This window comes from Streptomyces sp. rh34, from assembly GCF_002551245.1.
In the GTDB taxonomy this organism is placed as follows: Bacteria; Actinomycetota; Actinomycetes; order Streptomycetales; family Streptomycetaceae; genus Streptomyces.
This window is the reverse complement of the sequence record NZ_NTGZ01000054.1, coordinates 1-17,054: the sequence shown is the minus strand read 5'-3', so window position 1 is coordinate 17,054 and position 17,054 is coordinate 1. Positions and strand designations below refer to the sequence as shown.

20 protein-coding genes and 1 pseudogene are annotated in these 17,054 nt (G+C 70.5%); 10 read left to right on the top strand and 11 right to left on the bottom strand.

Annotation, left to right across the window (positions count from 1 at the left end; all coding sequences use genetic code 11):
* Window positions 1–166 precede the first annotated feature (166 nt).
* The 3 genes from dusB to CR470_RS13210 all read right to left on the bottom strand — a co-directional run bounded on the left by dusB (window position 167) and on the right by CR470_RS13210 (window position 4,244).
* Entirely contained in the window at window positions 167–1,315 is a 1,149-nt protein-coding gene (gene dusB, locus CR470_RS13220) for a tRNA dihydrouridine synthase DusB (RefSeq protein WP_097867788.1), read from the bottom strand.
* Window positions 1,316–1,442: 127 nt separating this feature from the next.
* The gene (locus CR470_RS13215) at window positions 1,443–2,699 is read right to left on the bottom strand and encodes an arginine deiminase (RefSeq protein ID WP_097867787.1); all 1,257 of its coding nucleotides are present in this window, start codon (window positions 2,697–2,699) and stop codon (window positions 1,443–1,445) included.
* Window positions 2,700–2,798: 99 nt separating this feature from the next.
* Window positions 2,799–4,244, bottom strand: coding sequence for a basic amino acid/polyamine antiporter (locus tag CR470_RS13210; protein ID WP_097867786.1), 1,446 nt, complete (start codon window positions 4,242–4,244; stop codon window positions 2,799–2,801).
* A gap of 272 nt (window positions 4,245–4,516) precedes the next feature.
* On the opposite strand from CR470_RS13210, the gene CR470_RS13205 reads away from it, so the two are divergent.
* A complete protein-coding gene (locus CR470_RS13205; RefSeq protein ID WP_097867785.1) occupies window positions 4,517–5,710 on the top strand; it encodes a PP2C family protein-serine/threonine phosphatase in 1,194 nt (397 codons plus the stop codon).
* 13 nt (window positions 5,711–5,723) lie between these two features.
* On the opposite strand, the gene CR470_RS13200 is transcribed toward CR470_RS13205, so the two are convergent.
* The gene (locus CR470_RS13200) at window positions 5,724–6,302 is read right to left on the bottom strand and encodes a TetR/AcrR family transcriptional regulator (protein ID WP_097867784.1); all 579 of its coding nucleotides are present in this window, start codon (window positions 6,300–6,302) and stop codon (window positions 5,724–5,726) included.
* Between the two features lie 78 nt (window positions 6,303–6,380).
* On the opposite strand from CR470_RS13200, the gene CR470_RS13195 reads away from it, so the two are divergent.
* The gene (locus CR470_RS13195; protein ID WP_097867783.1) at window positions 6,381–7,283 is read left to right on the top strand and encodes an NADP-dependent oxidoreductase; all 903 of its coding nucleotides are present in this window, start codon (window positions 6,381–6,383) and stop codon (window positions 7,281–7,283) included.
* 112 nt (window positions 7,284–7,395) lie between these two features.
* Complete coding sequence (locus tag CR470_RS13190; protein ID WP_097867803.1) at window positions 7,396–7,761, top strand: hypothetical protein; 366 nt, start codon at window positions 7,396–7,398, stop codon at window positions 7,759–7,761.
* An 82-nt stretch (window positions 7,762–7,843) separates the two neighbouring features.
* Here CR470_RS13190 and CR470_RS13185 read toward each other — a convergent pair whose 3' ends face one another.
* Window positions 7,844–8,812, bottom strand: coding sequence for a glutaminase (locus tag CR470_RS13185; protein ID WP_097867782.1), 969 nt, complete (start codon window positions 8,810–8,812; stop codon window positions 7,844–7,846).
* Window positions 8,813–8,928: 116 nt separating this feature from the next.
* Window positions 8,929–9,582, bottom strand: coding sequence for an HAD family hydrolase (locus CR470_RS13180; RefSeq protein ID WP_097867781.1), 654 nt, complete (start codon window positions 9,580–9,582; stop codon window positions 8,929–8,931).
* Window positions 9,583–9,911: 329 nt separating this feature from the next.
* Here CR470_RS13180 and CR470_RS13175 point away from each other — a divergent pair, with 329 nt between their 5' ends.
* On the top strand, window positions 9,912–10,661 hold the full coding sequence (locus CR470_RS13175) for an alpha/beta hydrolase (protein ID WP_097867780.1): 750 nt from the start codon (window positions 9,912–9,914) through the stop codon (window positions 10,659–10,661).
* A gap of 142 nt (window positions 10,662–10,803) precedes the next feature.
* Window positions 10,804–11,691 carry a S1 family peptidase gene (locus tag CR470_RS13170; RefSeq protein WP_097867779.1) on the top strand — a complete coding sequence of 296 codons (888 nt, stop codon included), beginning with the start codon at window positions 10,804–10,806 and terminating at the stop codon, window positions 11,689–11,691.
* 64 nt (window positions 11,692–11,755) lie between these two features.
* Here the strand turns inward: CR470_RS13170 and CR470_RS13165 are convergent, their stop codons facing one another.
* Entirely contained in the window at window positions 11,756–12,109 is a 354-nt protein-coding gene (locus CR470_RS13165; protein ID WP_097867778.1) for a DoxX family protein, read from the bottom strand.
* A gap of 107 nt (window positions 12,110–12,216) precedes the next feature.
* On the opposite strand from CR470_RS13165, the gene CR470_RS13160 reads away from it, so the two are divergent.
* A complete protein-coding gene (locus CR470_RS13160; protein ID WP_097867777.1) occupies window positions 12,217–13,083 on the top strand; it encodes a sigma-70 family RNA polymerase sigma factor in 867 nt (288 codons plus the stop codon).
* 145 nt (window positions 13,084–13,228) lie between these two features.
* Here CR470_RS13160 and CR470_RS13155 read toward each other — a convergent pair whose 3' ends face one another.
* The 4 genes and pseudogenes from CR470_RS13155 to CR470_RS13140 form a co-directional block, all read right to left on the bottom strand.
* Entirely contained in the window at window positions 13,229–13,810 is a 582-nt protein-coding gene (locus CR470_RS13155) for an HD domain-containing protein (protein ID WP_097867776.1), read from the bottom strand.
* Between the two features lie 296 nt (window positions 13,811–14,106).
* Window positions 14,107–14,280, bottom strand: a pseudogene (locus tag CR470_RS41290) (GntR family transcriptional regulator); the annotation flags it as partial.
* A 135-nt stretch (window positions 14,281–14,415) separates the two neighbouring features.
* Complete coding sequence (locus tag CR470_RS13145) at window positions 14,416–14,625, bottom strand: DUF397 domain-containing protein (RefSeq protein ID WP_097867775.1); 210 nt, start codon at window positions 14,623–14,625, stop codon at window positions 14,416–14,418.
* Window positions 14,622–15,461, bottom strand: a complete 840-nt coding sequence (locus tag CR470_RS13140) for a helix-turn-helix domain-containing protein (RefSeq protein WP_097867802.1) — start codon at window positions 15,459–15,461, stop codon at window positions 14,622–14,624. Before CR470_RS13140 ends, CR470_RS13145 begins: the two co-directional genes overlap by 4 nt.
* A gap of 93 nt (window positions 15,462–15,554) precedes the next feature.
* Here CR470_RS13140 and CR470_RS13135 point away from each other — a divergent pair, with 93 nt between their 5' ends.
* From CR470_RS13135 to CR470_RS13120, 4 genes are all read left to right on the top strand, one after another.
* Window positions 15,555–15,821: a hypothetical protein gene (locus CR470_RS13135; RefSeq protein WP_097867774.1), complete on the top strand. Its 267-nt coding sequence runs from the start codon at window positions 15,555–15,557 to the stop codon at window positions 15,819–15,821.
* 49 nt (window positions 15,822–15,870) lie between these two features.
* Window positions 15,871–16,275 carry a hypothetical protein gene (locus CR470_RS13130; RefSeq protein ID WP_097867773.1) on the top strand — a complete coding sequence of 135 codons (405 nt, stop codon included), beginning with the start codon at window positions 15,871–15,873 and terminating at the stop codon, window positions 16,273–16,275.
* Window positions 16,276–16,280: 5 nt separating this feature from the next.
* Window positions 16,281–16,679, top strand: coding sequence for a hypothetical protein (locus CR470_RS13125; protein WP_097867772.1), 399 nt, complete (start codon window positions 16,281–16,283; stop codon window positions 16,677–16,679).
* A 9-nt stretch (window positions 16,680–16,688) separates the two neighbouring features.
* The coding region (locus CR470_RS13120; protein ID WP_097867801.1) for a hypothetical protein at window positions 16,689–17,054 on the top strand (366 nt) is incomplete at its 3' end.

Genomic DNA, 17,054 nt, shown 5'->3' with positions numbered 1-17,054 from the left:
CTCCACCGGCGGCAGCGTGGGCAGGGGGGAGAGGCGGGGGGCAGCGGAGGCACCACCACGGGCGGGGCCGAGGCCCTTGCCGGTACGGACGCGGCAGCCCTCCCCGTAGGGTCCGCGCACGGCGTGCCCTCCGTACGGAACGCGCATGGCGTCCCTCCGTACGGGTTCAGCCGCCGGAGGTGTCCAGCTCCGCGTCGGCGCTGATGCCCGCGCAGTCGTACGGGTCCTTCAGCCAGCCGTCCGGCAGGACGACCCGGTTGTTGCCCGAGGTCCGTCCGCGCGGCCCGTCGGCGCCGTCCGGCCAGGGCTGGTCGAGGTCCAGCTCGTGGAGCTGGCTGCCCAGCTCCTCCAGGGAGGAGGTGATCGCCAGCTTCTTGCGCATCTCGGAGCCGACCGCGAAGCCCTTGAGATACCAGGCCACGTGCTTGCGGAAGTCGATCACGCCACGGGCCTCGTCGCCGATCCACTCCCCCAGCAGCGTCGCGTGTCGCACCATGACGTCCGCGACCTCGCGCAGGGCGGGCGCGTGCCGGTCCTCGCGGCCCTCCATGGCGCTCACCAGATCGGCGAAGAGCCAGGGCCGCCCCAGGCAGCCGCGTCCGACGACGACACCGTCGCAGCCGGTCTCCCGCATCATCCGCAGGGCGTCGTCGGCACACCAGATGTCGCCGTTGCCGAGCACGGGAATCTCCGGGACGTGCTCCTTGAGCCGGGCGATGGCGTCCCAGTCGGCGGTACCGCCGTAGTGCTGGGCGGTGGTGCGCCCGTGCAGGGCGACGGCGGTGACGCCCTCCTCGACGGCTATGCGGCCGGCGTCGAGGAAGGTGAGGTGGTCGTCGTCGATGCCCTTGCGCATCTTGATGGTGACGGGCAGGTCCCCGGCGTTGGAGACGGCTTCCTTGAGGATGGCCCGCAGCAGGGGCCGCTTGTACGGGAGCGCGGAGCCGCCGCCCTTACGGGTGACCTTGGGGACCGGGCAGCCGAAGTTCAGGTCGATGTGGTCGGCCAGATCCTCGTCCACGATCATCCGGACCGCCTTGCCGACGGTGACCGGGTCCACCCCGTAGAGCTGGATCGAGCGCGGGGTCTCGGTCGCGTCGAAGTGGATGAGCTGCATGGTCTTCTCGTTGCGCTCGACCAGCGCCCGCGTGGTGATCATCTCGCTGACGAACAGCCCCTTGCCGCCGGAGAACTCCCGGCACAGCGTCCGGAACGGGGCGTTGGTGATGCCGGCCATCGGGGCCAGCACGACCGGCGGCCGCACGGTGTGCGGGCCGATGCGGAGCTGCGGGAGGGCGGGGGCGAGCGTGGTCATTGCTCCATTGTCGCGTACGCCGGACGGGTGGCGGCGCCGGCGACCCCTTGCCGACCCGGGCGCCCCCTCCCGCCCCTCCCGCCTCTCGCGGTCCTCCCGCCTCTCGCGGTCCTCCCGCCCCTCGTGGTCAGAACGTCACCGCGTCGCGGATCAGCGGGCAGGTCATGCAGTGCCCGCCGCCCCGGCCCCGGCCCAGCTCCGCCCCGACGATGGTGATGACCTCCACCCCGGCCCGGCGCAGCAGCGCGTTGGTCTGGGTGTTGCGGTCGTAGGTGAAGACCACGCCGGGCTCCAGCGCCACCGCGTTGTTGCCGCTGTCCCACTGCTGGCGCTCCGAGGCATAGACGTCGCCGCCCGTCTCGATCACCCTCAGCTGGGGGAGGCCCAGGGCGCGGGCCACGACCTCGGTGAACGGGGTGCTGCCCTCGTCGGTGATCTCGATCCCGGGAGCCAGGTCGGACGGCCGCAGCGAGAAGGCGTGGACGCCGTCCATGATGCGCGGGTACAGCGTGACGATGTCCCGGTCGGCGAAGGTGAACACCGTGTCGAGGTGCATCGCCGAGCGCAGCTTCGGCATCCCGGCGACGATCACGTGCTCGGCCGCCCCCTGCTCGAACAGGGCGGCCGCGACCTGCGTGATGGCCTGGCGGGAGGTCCGTTCGCTCATGCCCATGAGGACGACGCCGTTGCCGACGGGCATGATGTCGCCGCCCTCGAACGTGGCCTGGCCCCACTCCTTCTCGGGGTCGCCCCACCAGACGTTGGAGCCCCGGAAATCGGGGTGGAAGGTGTAGATCGCCTTCATCAGCAGGGTCTCGTCGCGCCGGGCGGACCAGTAGAGCGGGTTCAGCGTCACCCCGCCGTAGAGCCAGCAGGTGGTGTCGCGGGTGTACAGGGTGTTGGGCAGCGGAGGCATCAGGTACTCCCGCGCCCCGGCCCCCTCGCGGGCGAGGGCCACGTATCCCGAGCGGAACGCTTCGGGGAGGTCGGCGGTGGCGAGCCCGCCGATCAGGTACTCCGCGAGCTGCCGCGGGGTCAGTGCCTCCAGGAAGGCACGGGTGTCGTCGATCAGGCCGAGGCCCACCTCGTTGGCGGTGATCTTCCGGTCCAGGAGCCACGCGCGGGCCTCGGGCACAGCCACCGTGGCGGCGAGCAGTTCGTGCAGTTCGACGACCTCCACGCCGCGCCCGGTGAGCTGGGCGACGAAGTCGGCGTGGTCCCGCTGGGCGTTCTCCACCCACATCACGTCGTCGAAGAGCAGGTCGCCGGAGTTGGTCGGGGTGAGCCGCCGGTGGGCCAGTCCGGGGGCGCAGACCAGGACCTTGCGCAGGCGTCCCACCTCGGAGTGGACGCCGAGGGTGGAAGCGGGGGTGGTGCTGTTCACGGTGGGCCTTTCGCTCGGTGACGGCAGAGGGGACGTGCGGGAATCGCTCGGAACGGGCGAGTGCGGGGATCGCTCGGAACGGGCGAGTGCGGGGATCGCTCAGAGCTCGATCCAGCCCATGGCCAGCGCCACGATCCCGGCGACAGCACCGGCGACCGAGACCGCGCAGATGGCGGCCTCGCCCGGGGAGAAGGCCCTGCGCCCCTGTTCCCTACGGGACTTGACGAAGAGGAAAGTGGCCGGGGCGTAGAGGATGAAGGAGACGAGGACGAACTTCGGCCCCGCCGCGTACAGCAGGAACGCGGTGTAGAGCGTGGCCACCACGGCGATCACCAGCTCGCGCCGGGTACTGCGCCCCGCCACGTCGGGCCGGCCCGGCCGCCATGCGATCCGTACCGCGAAGGCGGCGGCCAGCAGGAAGGGGATCAGGCTCAGCGCGCTGGTCAGGTCGAGGGCGAAGTTGAAGGCGTCGTCGGAGAACAGCGTCACGACGAGCACGACCTGGCTCAGGCACGTGGTCATCAGGAGCGCGGCCTCGGGCACGTCCGCCCCGGTCGACCTCCCCAGGAAGCGGGGCATGTCCTTGTCCTTCGCGGCGACGAACAGGACTTCGGCGGCCATCAGCGTCCAGGCGAGGTAGGCGCCGAGCACGGAGACGATGAGCCCCACACTGACGAAGACCTTGCCCCAGGTGCCGACCGCCGATTCCAGCACCTCGGCCATCGAGGGCTGTCGCAGCTCGGCGATCTCGGCCATCGGCAGCAGTCCGTAACTGACGATCGTGACGGAGGCGAAGACGGCGAACACGCTGAGGAATCCGAGGACGGTGGCTCGCCCCACGTCCTCGCGGCGCTTGGCGTGGCGCGAGTAGACACTGGCCCCTTCGACGCCGAGGAAGACGAAGACCGTCGCGAGCATCGTGCCGCGGACCTGGTTGAAGAGGGAGCCCGCGTAGTCGGCGCCGCCGAAGTTGTCAGCGAAGACCGAGGCGTCGAAGTAGAACAGCGCCAGGATCACGAAGAAGAGGATGGGGACGATCTTGGCCACGGTGACGATCCGGTTGATCGCCGCGGCTTCCTTGACGCCGCGGCGGATCAGGAGGAAGAACCCCCACAGGCCGATCGAGGAGATCACCACCGCCGTCACGGTGTCGCCGTCGCCGAGCACCGGTGCCACCGCGCCGACCGTCGACATGATGAGCACCCAGTAGGTGACGTTGCCGACGCAGGCGCTGGCCCAGTAGCCGAAGGCGGAGAAGAAGCCGAGGTACTCGCCGAAGCCCGCTTTCGCGTAGGCGTAGACCCCGGCGTCCAGGTCGGGCCGACGGACGGCGAGCGTCTGGAAGACGAAGGCGAGCATCAGCATGCCGGTCCCGGCGACGGCCCAGGCGATCAGCGCTCCCGCGACGCCGGTCTCCTGCGCGAAGCGTCGGGGCAGCGAGAACACCCCGGCGCCCACCATCGAGCCGACGACCATCGCGGTGAGCGTCAGGAGTGTCAGCTTCACCGCCGGTCGCGACTCGGCCCGAGGTTCGGCGTGCGTCATGACGTTCCCCTGTCGATGCGGTCATCGGCCCACCAGGGAAAATAGCAACTTTATGGGCGGATATAACCCATATCGCCACGGGCGGAGTGGTGCACCGGGCCACCCGGACCCGCTCCCGGAGCTGAACGACGCCGGTGAGCTCGGCTCGTTCCGGGCGCACCCGCGGCCGGCCGCCCTGGCCGGAATCTCTCGCCGCCACCACAGGATTCCTCGACCGGGGCCATGAGAGTGGCGTCAGCGGGCAGAAGCACTCTCAACTTTGGGAGGCTGCGGTGACATGTGACCGGATGGGACTGGCTGACGTGCTGGCGGCGGCGGAGAACGCGGCCCCGGTGGACTCACTCGATGTCGTGGCGCGCGATCTGCGCACCCGGTTCGGTGCGCGGTACGTGTCGTTCCTGTTCGCCGACGTGGTCGGCAGCCGTCTGCTGCGGATCAACGACACGGCCGGCGTCTCCCGGGAGCACCGGACCGAGGGAGTCCCCCTGGCCGGCAGCGGCATCTACGACAAGGTTCTGCGGGCCCAGAAGCCGGTGCTGGCGGAGGAGGGCGGGCTGGGGCAGCGCGTGCTCGCACCGGTCACCAACCGCGGTGACAGCATCGGCGTGCTGGAACTGTTCCTCGACGTCGTGACCGAAAGCGTGCTGAAGCAGATCGAGGAGGCCGCGCACGCACTGGCGTACATCGTCGTCACCGACCGCCGCTTCACCGACCTCTACCACTGGGGAAACCGCACCACGACGGTCAGCCTGGCGGCGGAGATCCAGCGGCAGCTGCTTCCCTCGGCCCCCTCCTGCGAGGCGGTGGAATTCGCCCTCGCCGGGGCCCTGGTCCCGGCCTCCGACATCGCCGGGGACACCTACGACTACAGCCTCGACCACGACACCCTGCATCTGTCCGTCACCGACGCCATGGGCCACGACGTCGACGCTTCCCTCACCGCCACCCTGGTCGTGAACGCCTCCCGCGGCGCCCGCCGTGCCGGGGCGGGCCTCGCCGAACAGGCCCGCCACATGCATCAGGCCCTTCTCGACCACGGGCGCCACGCCTACGCCACGGGCCAGTTGCTCCGCATCGCCCTTGACGGAAGCGGTGCGCAGTTGGTCAACGCCGGCCACCCCGGACCGCTCCGGCTGCGCGACGGCGCGGTCGAGGAACTGGGCCTGGTCGTCAACATGCCGTTCGGGTTCACCCCTCAGGGCGCTTACGAGGTACAGGACATCGATCTGCGACCCGGTGACCGCCTCGTGCTGTTCACCGACGGAATGCAGGAACGCGAAGCGGAGACGGTCGACCTGCCCGGCCTCCTGCTGCGAACCGCGGCCGAGCACCCGCGCGAGGTCGTCCGCACGCTGGTCGCCGCGGTGGCCGACTCCTATGGCGGCCGGCCGCCGAAGGACGACGCCACCGTCCTGTGCCTGGACTGGCGCGGCCCTCGCGACGGGATTCGCCGGTCGGACGCCTGAACCCGAACGCTCCTCAGCCGAGGCGGGAGGCTCCCCACGCCGCCTCGATCATCCGGAAGATCTCGTCCACGGCGGCCTCCGGATCGGCCGCCTCGCGGGCCAGCGCGTAGGCGTCGATCGCGAACCTCGCGATGGTCCGGCAGGCCGTCGACGTCTCCGGTACGCCGAGGTCGGCGGCGATGGCGGCGGCCAGCGCCTCCGCGTGGCGCAGCCGCATCGACTCCTCGTACTCCCGCAGGGACGGCGACGACTCGATCATGTTCCGGACCGGGGCGGCCCCGGGCGCCCCGCAGTGGCGCACGAGGGCGTGAATCTCGCGGCGCAGCGCGGGAACCAGCGGCTCGTCCCGCGTCCGGTCGGCGACCGCCCGGACGAGGCGCTGCTCGAAACCCTGGTCCTGCTCGAACACCAACGCCTCTTTCGAGGCGAAGTGGGAGAAGAGCGTGGTGACGGCCACATCCGCCTCGGCCGCCACGTCACGGATGCCCACGGCGTCGTACCCGCGTTCCAGGAAGAGCCGCAGAGCGGCGTCGGCGATCTTCTGTCGGGTCGCGGCCTTCTTGCGTTCGCGGCGTCCGGTGGGCTCGTCCATGCGTTGACACTAGCAAATACAAAAGCATAACTGATATGAAAAGCTAACGGTTAGTGTTACGTTCGGCACATGGAGAGCATGAAGAAAGTGAGCTTCGCCGCGTTCGGCGGCCCCGACGTACTGCGCCTCATCGATGCCGAGAAGCCCCACGCGGGCCCCGGCCGGATACGGGTCCGTGTACGGGCGGCCGGAGTGAACCCCGTCGACTGGCGCATCCGCGAAGGCCAGGTCCTGGGAGCACACCCCATCGAACTGCCGTCAGGGGTAGGCCTCGACGCCGCCGGAGTGGTGGACCAGGTGGGCGAGGGCGTCGAAGGAGTGACGATCGGCGACCACGTGTTCGGCGAAGGCTCGGACACGTACGCCGAGTTCGCCGTGCTGTCGGCCTGGGCCAGGATGCCGGAGGGCCTGACCTTCGAGGAAGCGGCCGGCTACCCGTCCGTGGTGGAGACCGCGCTGCGCGTCATCCGTGAGGTCGGAGTCCGGCCCGGCCAGACACTCCTGGTCAACGGCGCTTCCGGCGGGGTCGGTTCGGCGGTGCTGCAGATCGCCCGCGACCGGGGCGTCACGGTCATCGGCACGGCGGGCGCCGCCAACCAGGACTACCTGCGCGGCCTGGGCGCGCTCGCCACGACGTACGGCGAGGGCTGGGTCGAGCGGGTACGGCTGCTCGGCCGCGTCGACGCCGCGCTCGATCTGGCGGGCTCGGGCGTACTCCGCGAACTGGTCGGGCTGACCGGCGACCCGATGAAGGTGGTCTCCATCGCCGACCTGGACGCACCGGAGTTCGGTGTCCGCTTCTCCGGCGTGGCAGGGAGCGTGCCGGACGCGCTGGCCGAGGCGGCCGCGCTGATCGCACGCGGCAGGCTGCACATCCCGGTGGAGAAGTCCTACACGCTCGCCGAGGCCGCAGCGGCGCACGTGGACAGCCAGGCGGGCCACACGCGGGGCCGCCGAGTCGTGATCATCCGATCCCCGTGATTCGCGACCGGAGCGGCCGGCCTCCTGAGGGCGGGCGGTGCACGAGGCCATCGCAGTGATCATCAGATGCGTCCGCCGGGGTCCCCGGGACGACGAGCCCGCGAGGTGCCGCATGACCCATCTGTTCCTTTTCAGCTGCTTCCTCCTGCTGGGCGTCGCCAGTTCGCTGGCAGCCCGCATCGGGTATCGGGGCGAGGTCTGCGACAGGTCTGTCGGGTACGAGGTCCCGGCGGAAGTGAAGTCGGACCCCGCGCTCCGGAATCGGGCGAACAGCCTGGTGGCGTTCTGGTGCACGGGGGCCGCGATACTCAGCCTCGCCCCGTTGGTGGCCCTCGGGAGCGCCGTCCTGGGGGACGGCGGCACGTCGGTCTCCACCTGGGGGCTGGTGGCGTTCGCCGCCTACGGACTGGTCGTGGTGACGGTGGGGGCCTATCCGTTCGAGAAGATCAAACAACTCGGCGGACCCGCCGGGCGCTGAGGCGCGAGGCGCGAGACACCGGAACGCCGGGACGCCGGGACGCCGGACCTGGATGGGAAACGTGCTCGGTCCCGGCGGCACGTCAGAAGACGGACAGCCCGGTCAGCGTGGTGAAGCGGTCGAGGGCCGACACGCCTGCCACCGAGTTGCCGCGCCGGTCGAGACCCGGGCTCCACACGCACAGGGTGCACACTCCCGGCACGATGGCGATGATCCCCCCGCCGACTCCGCTCTTGCCCGGCAGCCCCACCCGGTAGGCGAACTCCCCCGCCGCGTCGTACGTCCCGCAGGTGAGCATGACCGCGTTGACCTGCTTCGCCTGGCTGCGGGTCAACAGCGCGGACCCGTCGGCCCGGACGCCGTGCCGGGCCAGAAATCCCGCGGAGAGGGCCAGGTCCGCGCACGACGCCTCGATCGAGCACTGGCGGAAGTAGGCCGAGAGCAGTTCGGGGACCGGGAGCGTGATGTTGCCGTAGGAGGCCATGAAGTGGGCCAGCGCGGCATTGCGGTCGCCGAAGGCCGCTTCGGACGCGGCGACCTCCGGTACGAAGTCGATGGCGGCATTGCCGCTCTCCGAGCGCAGCAGCTCCCGCACCTGGCCGGCGGCGTCCCCGGTGAGCGCCTGCAGCCGGTCGGTCACCACCAGGGCGCCGGCGTTGATGAACGGGTTGCGGGGCATCCCGTTCTCGTACTCCAGCTGCACCAGTGAGTTGAACGGATTGCCCGAGGGCTCCCGGCCGACTCCCCGCCATATCTGCTCGCCGTCCAGGGAGAGCGCCAGGGCCAGGGCGAACACCTTGGAGATGGACTGCGTCGAGAACGGCTGCTGCCAGTCGCCGACGCCGTAGACGGTTCCGTCCGGCTCCGCGACGGCCATGCCGAAGCGCCGGGGGTCGGCGCCGGCGAGCATCGGGATGTAGTCGGCGGGGGTGCCGTGGTCGGCGAGTGCGCCCATCTCCTCGGCGATGCGGCTGATGACGGAGCTGAAGCGGTACGCGTCGGCACGCGGACCTGTACTGCTCGCCCGAGGGGCGGCGGAAGGGTGGGACACGGCGATTCCTGACGGAGAACGGAGAGAGGAGCGAGGAGGCCCGCCGGCGGAGCAGAAGCGGGTGGCGCCCCCTAGGGTCTCTCACCCGGGCGGCCGGGGATCGCCTGAGGTGGTGGTCACTGATCCGCGAGGAGGCCGGGCAGCCTGCGCATGTCGTCGAAGACGACGGTGCCGGGCCCTTCGAGGCGGTCCACGGGAGTCATTCCCCCGTCGTAGGCGAAGGCGCGCATGCCTGCGGCCCGGGCTGCTTGGAGACCGTACTGGCTGTCTTCGACCACGGCGCACGCCTCGGGCGCGACCCCCATCTGTCGCGCGGCGTGGAGGAACAGGTCCGGGGCCGGTTTGCCGTGCTCGACCTCGGTGGCGCTGAAGACTCGGCCTTCGAAGCGCGGGTAGAGATCGGTGATCCCCAGGGTGAAGCGCATCTTGTCGTGGCTCCCGCTGGATGCCACGCAGGTGGGGAGGTGCGTGAGCGCGTCGAGGGCTTCGACGATGCCCTCGACGGGCGTGAGTTCAGCGGCGAGCGCATCGTGGTAGAGGGGCTTGAACTCTTCCTCCCAGTCGGCCGGCAGACTGCGCCCGAGGTGCTCCTCCATCTGCCGCGTCATCGACTGGCTGGAGCGGCCCATGAAGCGGTCGATGATCTCGGCTTCGGTGAGTTCCCATCCCAGCTCGGCCAGGACGAGTGCGTCCACGCGCACCGCGATGCGTTCGCTGTCGACCAGCACACCGTCGCCGTCGAATATGACGAGTTCGATCGGTTGGATCATGCCCGCAGGATAGACGGGCCGTCCCGGTCACGCGGCGGCAGAGCATGCAGCCCCACCACTCTCCGGTGCTCAGCCGCAGAGCGACTCCGGCTCGGGGCAACGTCGTTGCCCTTCCGGTGAAGGTGAAGGCTTCGCAGGAAGCCCGGTCCGCGCGTAATCCGCTGGCCTGACCACCGTGACCGCTGCTACGTTCCCGGAGACCGTGCTGGAGAACGAGGAGGTGGTACCCGTGAACGCTGTATCGACATGGGTGCTCCCCTCCGGGGTCACGGTCGGGCGATAGGTCGTCCCGGGAGCGCCGTTCAATAAGCCTCCCGAAAGGCACGACCATGCGTTTCACCTCCGAACAGCGTCTCGACGGCGGAGTCCTCGAACGCACATTCAGGTTCGGCGACATCCCCGGCATCCTGTGGACGTCGGCTTCCGCGCCCGCGCCGACGCCGCTGATCCTGATCGGCCACCCCCCGCTCGGACTGCGCGGGATGTATCCCCGGCTGGCGGGGCGGGCCCGTCATTACGCGGCGGAGTACGGCTTCGCCTCGGCCACCATCGAGCTGCCCGGCAGCGGCGAGCGCCCCCGTTGGGCCGCCGCCGAACAGGCCCGCGCCGACCTGCGCCGGGCGATGGAGGCGGGCGAGCCGGTCGGCGGCGAGATCATCGACGCCCTCATCCTGCCGCTGGTCGACAAGGCGGTCCCGGAATGGCAGGCCGTCCTGGACGCCCTCTTGGCGCTGCCCGGGATCGGCGGGCCGGTCGGCTACGAGGGCGGGGTGATCTCCATCGGCGTCCGCCTCGCGGTGGTCGAGCCGCGCATCGTGGCCGCCGGGCTCTTCGCCGGGAGTCTCGTGCCCGCCGCCATGTTCGAGGAGGCCCGCCGGGTCACCATTCCGCTGCACGTCCTGCTCCAGTGGGACGACGAAGGGAACGACCGGCAGGCGGCCCTGGACCTCTTCGACGCCTTCGGCTCCACCGAGAAGACGCTGCACGCCAACCTCGGCGGGCACACCGGCGTCCCGGCGTTCGAGCTGGACACCGGGGCCCGGTTCTTCGCGCGGCACCTGAACCGGCACGTGCCGTAGGCGGCTTCGTCCAGCACTCACCCGCGACGGCGGCTCCGGCAGTCCGGGCGCCACCCCGGACGTCGATGACCCACGTCGTCCGGGGGGTCTCCCTACCCCGCCCGGTCCAGCGGGCCCGACCTCAGGCAGGCCCGCTGGCCGGATGGATCAGATCCTCCTGATCGCGGAGGCTGAGCATGTCGAACATGCTCAGCCGATCGGAGAACCAGTGTTCCGCTTGAAGTCCTCACGCCGTACGGTGGCGCGCGCCGCCGCAGTCGTCCTGGCCGGAGCGGCGTGCGCCGCCACGATGACCGGGAGCGCCGGAGCCATCGTCAACGGAAAGGATTCCACGCAGCGTTACCCGTCCATGGTGTCGATCCCCGTGACGGGTGCGGACGACCCGACGTTCAAGGGGGTCTGCGGGGGATCGTTGATCGACTCCCGGTGGGTGCTCACAGCTGCCCACTGTGTGGACCCCAGGCTTGTCACCCTGGACGGCACCGTCCGGATCGGCAGTGCGTGGAAGGACTCCGGAGGCACGGTCCGGTCCGTCGCGAAGACGGTGTCCCACCCCGGCTACCGGAGCGGCGAGGACACCGGCCCCAACCGCGACGACATCGCCCTGATCCGTCTGAACCGCCCGGTCGCGGAGAAGCCCATCCGCTTGGCCGACCGTCCGGGGCGGCCCGGCACCCCGACCCGGATCCTCGGCTTCGGCAGGACCGACGACGCACCCGACGCCCCGTGGATCTTCCCCGACCGACTCCAGGAACTCGACACCCGCCGGGGTGCGGTGACCGACTGCGCACCGGGCTACGCGGACAGCACCCGCCTGTGCACCCTCAGCCAGACACCCGAGGCCATGGCGTGCAACGGCGACTCGGGCGGCCCCCAGCTCCAGCGGGACCGGAAGGGGCGCTGGGAGCTCATCGGCGTCACCTCGGGCCCCGGCGCACCGGGCGTGCCCTGTAGCGAAGGGCCGGGGCTCTACACCAGCGCACCCGCCTACGCGGGCTGGATCCGTGAGGCGACAGGCCGCCACGGCTGATGCGCGACACCGACACGCTGGGTCGCCGCGACGCAGCCGCCTCGCGGCGGCGATCACGTCGTCGTCACCGTCCACCCGCGAAGTAGACGGTGGCGGCGACGGCGAGCAGCAGGAAGCCGCCCGGGAAGGCGATGTTGTGGAAGACACGGGCGCGGACGTGGGCCACGCCCGCACCGACGTAGAACGCGGTCAGGCCGACTCCCGCCGCCAGGCCCACCCAAGGGATCCCGAACAGGCCGATGAGAAGGCCGGCGGCGCCCGCGAGTTTGAGTGCCGCCAGATACGGCACCGCGGTCGGCGGGAGCCGGACCTCCGCGGAGTTCGCCAGAACAAAGGGCACGCGTGCGTAGTCCGCGACCGCGATCAGGACGTTCGCGACGACGCATCCCACCGTGGCGATGAACAGTACGGAACTCATGCGATCACCAGCTGTAGGCTCATGACGTTCTCATCTCTCGGGAGGCGGACAGGAATGGTTTCCCAACCACCCGTCCTGACGTCCGTCAGCCCCGGAAGGTGACACCCATGCCGATCACGGTCGAGGAATTCGCGACCGCACGACCACATCTGCTGTCGGTCGCCCACCGCATGCTGGGCTCGGCCCACGATGCCCAGGACGCCGTCCAGACCGCGTGGCTCCGGGCCGCCACCGCCCGGCCCCCGGCATCGATCGAGAACCCGTCGGCCTGGCTCACGACCGTCACCGCCCGGGTCTGCCTGGACGAGTTGCGTGCCCGGCGCCGCCGCGACGAAGCGCCACTGCTCGCGGACGCCCTCCCGGCGGCGGATCTCGCCGCGGACGAGGCGGTCCTCCGGACCGAGGACGTCTCCCGGGCGCTGATGGTTCTGCTGGACCGGCTGACCCCGCCCCAACAGGTCGCCTACGTCCTGCACGACCTGTTCTCCATCCCGTTCGACCGGGTCGCGGAGGTGCTGGGCGCGACGGTGCCCAGCGCCAAGCAGCACGCCAGCCGAGCACGCCGACGCCTCGCCCCTGCCCGGCGGGGCGGGGAGGAATCCGGCCGGGCGGATCAGCAGATCGTGGACGCCTTCATGGCGGCTGCCCGTACCGGGGACACCCGCATGATGATCCATCTGCTCGCGCCCGACAGCGTCCGTGACGCCGAGGCGGCGCTCCTGCCGCACGGCGGCCGCACCACCGTGACCGGCGCCTCCGACATCGCCGCCGAGACCGCGCGGTTCCGCGACCGCATCCGGGCTGCCTGCCGCCTCACCGTCAACGGCCGGCCGATGTACGTCATCGCGCCCGGCGGCCGCCCCTTCGCCACGATCGAGATCGACACGGCGGGCGGCCAGGTCACCCGCATCACCCTGAGGCCGGCACGGGCCGACGATCGTTTCGGGGCCCTGGAGCCGCTGACGGCCCTCTGAACAGGCGTCCTGCCGATCGGTCGTGGTCCGCCCCGCGCAGACGGGAGCCACCGTGCCCGAGCGCGTCGCCCTGTACGGCACGGGAGCCGCGGCCCCGCATCGGTTCCTCGGCCTCAGCCAACAGGAGGAGGCCGAGGAACCGGTCTCAACGGAGGTACGTCCGCTGCCACTCGATCGACGTCATGGTGAGCGCGGCCTCGGCGAGGGCCTGGGCGGAAGGCGTTTTGAGCTTGGCGATGCTGCTGTCGATCCAGGGCTGGACGTTGGAGCAGCCCTGTTCGCGGTATTCGACGGCTTGGAGGAGGCATTCAAGCTTGTCGGCGTCGTGCGCGCAGACGACTTCGAGGGAGTCGCCGTTCTCGTACTCCTCCACGATCCGCTGGGCGCCGGCCTTGACCGCCGGATGCGCGGCCGATACTTGGTCGGCGGTGACTTTCTCGTTCCCGGCGGCTTCGAGGTAGCGGCGGCCGATGTGCGGGATGTCGCCGACACGAGTCTCCTGGGTGTCGTGCCACAGGCCGAGGAGCGCAGCCTTCGCCGGGTCGGCGCCCTCCATCATGGCGAGTACGGAGCCGATCAGCGCGACTCTGAAGCTGTGCTCCGCAATGGTCTCGGGATCCTTCACTCCCGCGATCCACCACCCGGACCGCTTGGCGCGCTTGAGCATCCCCATTTCCAGCAGGAAGCCCGTGGTGCCCTTTGCCTGCTCCTGCTCTGTGTCCGCCATGAAGTGCGACCTCCGATATGTCATATGCGGTTCTCGCGGAACGTAATGCACCGCGCTGAGTTCCCGCCTCGCTCTCAGAGAGATCCCCTCGTGGTCAAGGAGCTGGGCGGTCTGTGTGGCCAGACCATCCGCGAGAACCGGGTCTGCCAAGGGCAGCCACCGGTTGGTGGTCAGCAGGGCCCATAGCGAGTGGACGTAGAGGTCCATGTACGCCGGAGCCTGTTGGAGGCCGGCGGCGAGTCCGCGAAGGAGCCGTACGGGCTCCCAGTTGGCCGGAACGTGCCGCATGAATGCGCCGCCTCCTCGGGCAGCGGCATGCGCGAGCTTCTCCTCCCGGAAGTGGACCGGCCCATGGCCCAGTTCGGCAAGCCGGGGTAGATCCCACGGGGCCCCGTGTCCGGCTCGGTGATGGCCGAGCCCTCGACCAGAGGCGCCGGGAGGTACGACGTCGAGAGCAGCACCGGTTCCCCGACGCACGAGCAGTCGGGGTTCGGGCTCGCGCCAGCTGAAGTCGGTGGTGGCCATCAGAGGGTGCCCCTCTCTCCGAGCAGCAGGATGCCCCACCCTGCGTGGCACGGTGGGGCATCCGGTTGCTCGGTTCGTTGTCAGACGGTGTCGAACGTCCCACCCCGCACGCCGGCAACGAACGCCGCGAAGGCGGTGCCGGGTACGGAGATCACCGGGCCGTCCACGGCCTTGGAGTCGCGGACCGGAACGATGCCGCGCGTGGCGGCGAGGTTGGCGGCGACCTCGATGCAGTTGCCGCCGTTCGCGCTGTACGAGGACTTGAACCAACGAGGGGATTCGGTCGTCACGGAGTGCCCTTTCGCAACTGGCTGATCTTGGCCACAGACGCCGCCTTCGACAGCGCCTCGCTCTGGAACTGATGGTAGGCCGTGAGCATGGGCACTACGAACGAAGTTTCGCGCTCGACGCGTCCCTGCGTCTGTGATTCGGCGTACGCGACGATGGATCGGTCCGCCATGGTCAGCAGATTGACTGGTAGGTAGAACGCTCTACGTGCGCCCAGACTGAACGGCGACACCTGGATGATCCAATTGTGCAGCGTGGCCATCTCCTCCAGCCGTTGGAGCTGAGCGTCCATGACCTCCGGGCCGCCGACCGCCTGATATAGGCAGCTCTCATCCATGACGACGAACACCATGGGCGGTCGTGACCGCACCAACGCCGCCTGCCGCTGCGCCAGGAACGAGACGCGTGCGTTGGCCTGCTCTACGGTGATGGACCCGCGCTCCACATCGCCGTAGGCGACAGCTCTCGCGTACTCCGGCGTCTGCAACAACCCCGGAATGAGACCGACGTCGAACAGTCTGATCTCCACCGCCCGGCCCTCGTACCCCACGTACTCCGGGAAGCCCTCCAGCAGGTTGCCGTGCTTCATCTCCTGCCACTGGCGCTCGAACGCCTCGCCCGATCCGATGAGATCAAATAATCGGTCCGCTTTCCTCGCGAAAGGCAGAGTCGCCGGTTTGCGGCCAGTTTCGATCGCCGAGATGTGCCTGCCCGAGCAGCCGAGCAGTTCGGCCACCTGGTCCTGAATCCAGCCACGCTCCTCGCGCATCCTGCGCAGACGAGCACCGAAGGCCGCTTGCAGGCTCGCCTCGGGGTTCAGTTCCTTGATGTTCACCAACGTGCCCTCCCAGATCCCCACGTTGAAGACGCCCTGACCCTAGGCCACGCTGAATCGCCCCGGTAGCCGAACGGCTACGGAGAGGAGCGATCGATGTACGGCGAGAACGTGCGCCCGAATTCACCCACGCCCTCCAACACCTCCACCCCCGCCCTCGGAACCCTCCTGGTCGACACCAGCCGCGCCGACCGCGTGGGCGAGTTCCGAGGGGTCGCCGGCCCCTACTGGTCGCTGCGACCCGTAGGGGGCGGCGCGGAGTGGGAGGTCGAGCCCCGCCATGTGCGGCCCGCAGTCCTGATAGAGCAGCTCCGCGCCCGTACCGCGCGCCTCAACGCCCGTAGCCGGGGTGAGGTCCTGTGAATCCCCTCGCCCGTCCCCGGGTTCGGCACGGCGGACCCGGGCGGTCCGCATGACGCGCGCGGCGGTCTACACGGCCGAGGTCACCTTCTCCGACGGGCAGCGGTTCGCCTCGCTCGGCGGGGTCGTCGTACGGAACCGGCGGCTCGCCCTCGTCTGGCTCCGGCGGCAGGCGCTCCGTCTGGCCAACGGCCACGGGCTGCCCGTCGTGGCCGAGTCCATAACGCTGCCGACCGGCGACGTGAGCCCGGTCCGCTTCCACGGCTCCGACGCCCCCGAGGAGTTGCGTCGCTGGGCCACCGGCAGTGCGCAGCAGGACCACGCCATACGGGCCCTGGAGGCCGGGTTCCCCGCGCTGTTCACCGTGCTCGACCCCGCCGTCGGGCTGAGCCTGACGCTCGCCGGGTGGCGTGGCCGCCCGGCCGACCGGTGGTCCCGCCGCCCGAAACGGAGTTGAACGCCGTGCTCCAGTGCACCGCCGTCACCCTTCTCCCTCCCGAAGCCGTACTGCGGCTCCTCACCCCCGGGGTGGACGAGCCGGACGGTCCGGAGCCGTACGTCCTGTGCGAACTCGGCGAGCACGACGCCCCGCACACCGAACACGCCGCCTACCTCCGGCCGGGCAGGACGCCCGACTCACCGGCCCAGTGGTTCTTCTGGACCGGCGGCGGGCCCGAACGCGTCCACCGGACCGACCGCGCGCCCTGGTGCCCCGCCCTCCTCCGCCGGCTCGACACGGACGTCGTGCGGCGGTGCTCCTTCTTCGACCACCACACCGCGCCCCACTCCCGGGACGTGGACGATCCGCTCGGCGACCTGCTCGCGGAGCGGCTCGTACCAGGCGACTCCCCCGAAGGGTGACCCGTACCCATGAACCAGTGCACCGCCGTCGCGTTACTGCCGCCCCCGGAGCACATGCTCGCCCTGTCGGCCCCGGATCGCCGCCCGGAGGCCGGACACCTGCTCTGCGAGCTCGGGGAGGGCCACGAGGAGGCGCACGCGACGATGCTGTGGGACGAGGGCGGGCGGCCGGGGAGCGCCGTCTGGGCGCGCTGGCACGCGGGGCAGGTACGGCTGCTGCCGCTCCCCTGGTGCACGGTCCGCGACCCCCGGAACGCGGACGCGGCCTGCGGTCTGTTCGCCGGGCATCCGTCGGGGCACGACTGGGAGGTCGTGGACCCCACCGACGAGGCGATCACGCGGGAGCTGGCGCGACGGCACCCGCATCTGTTCCGC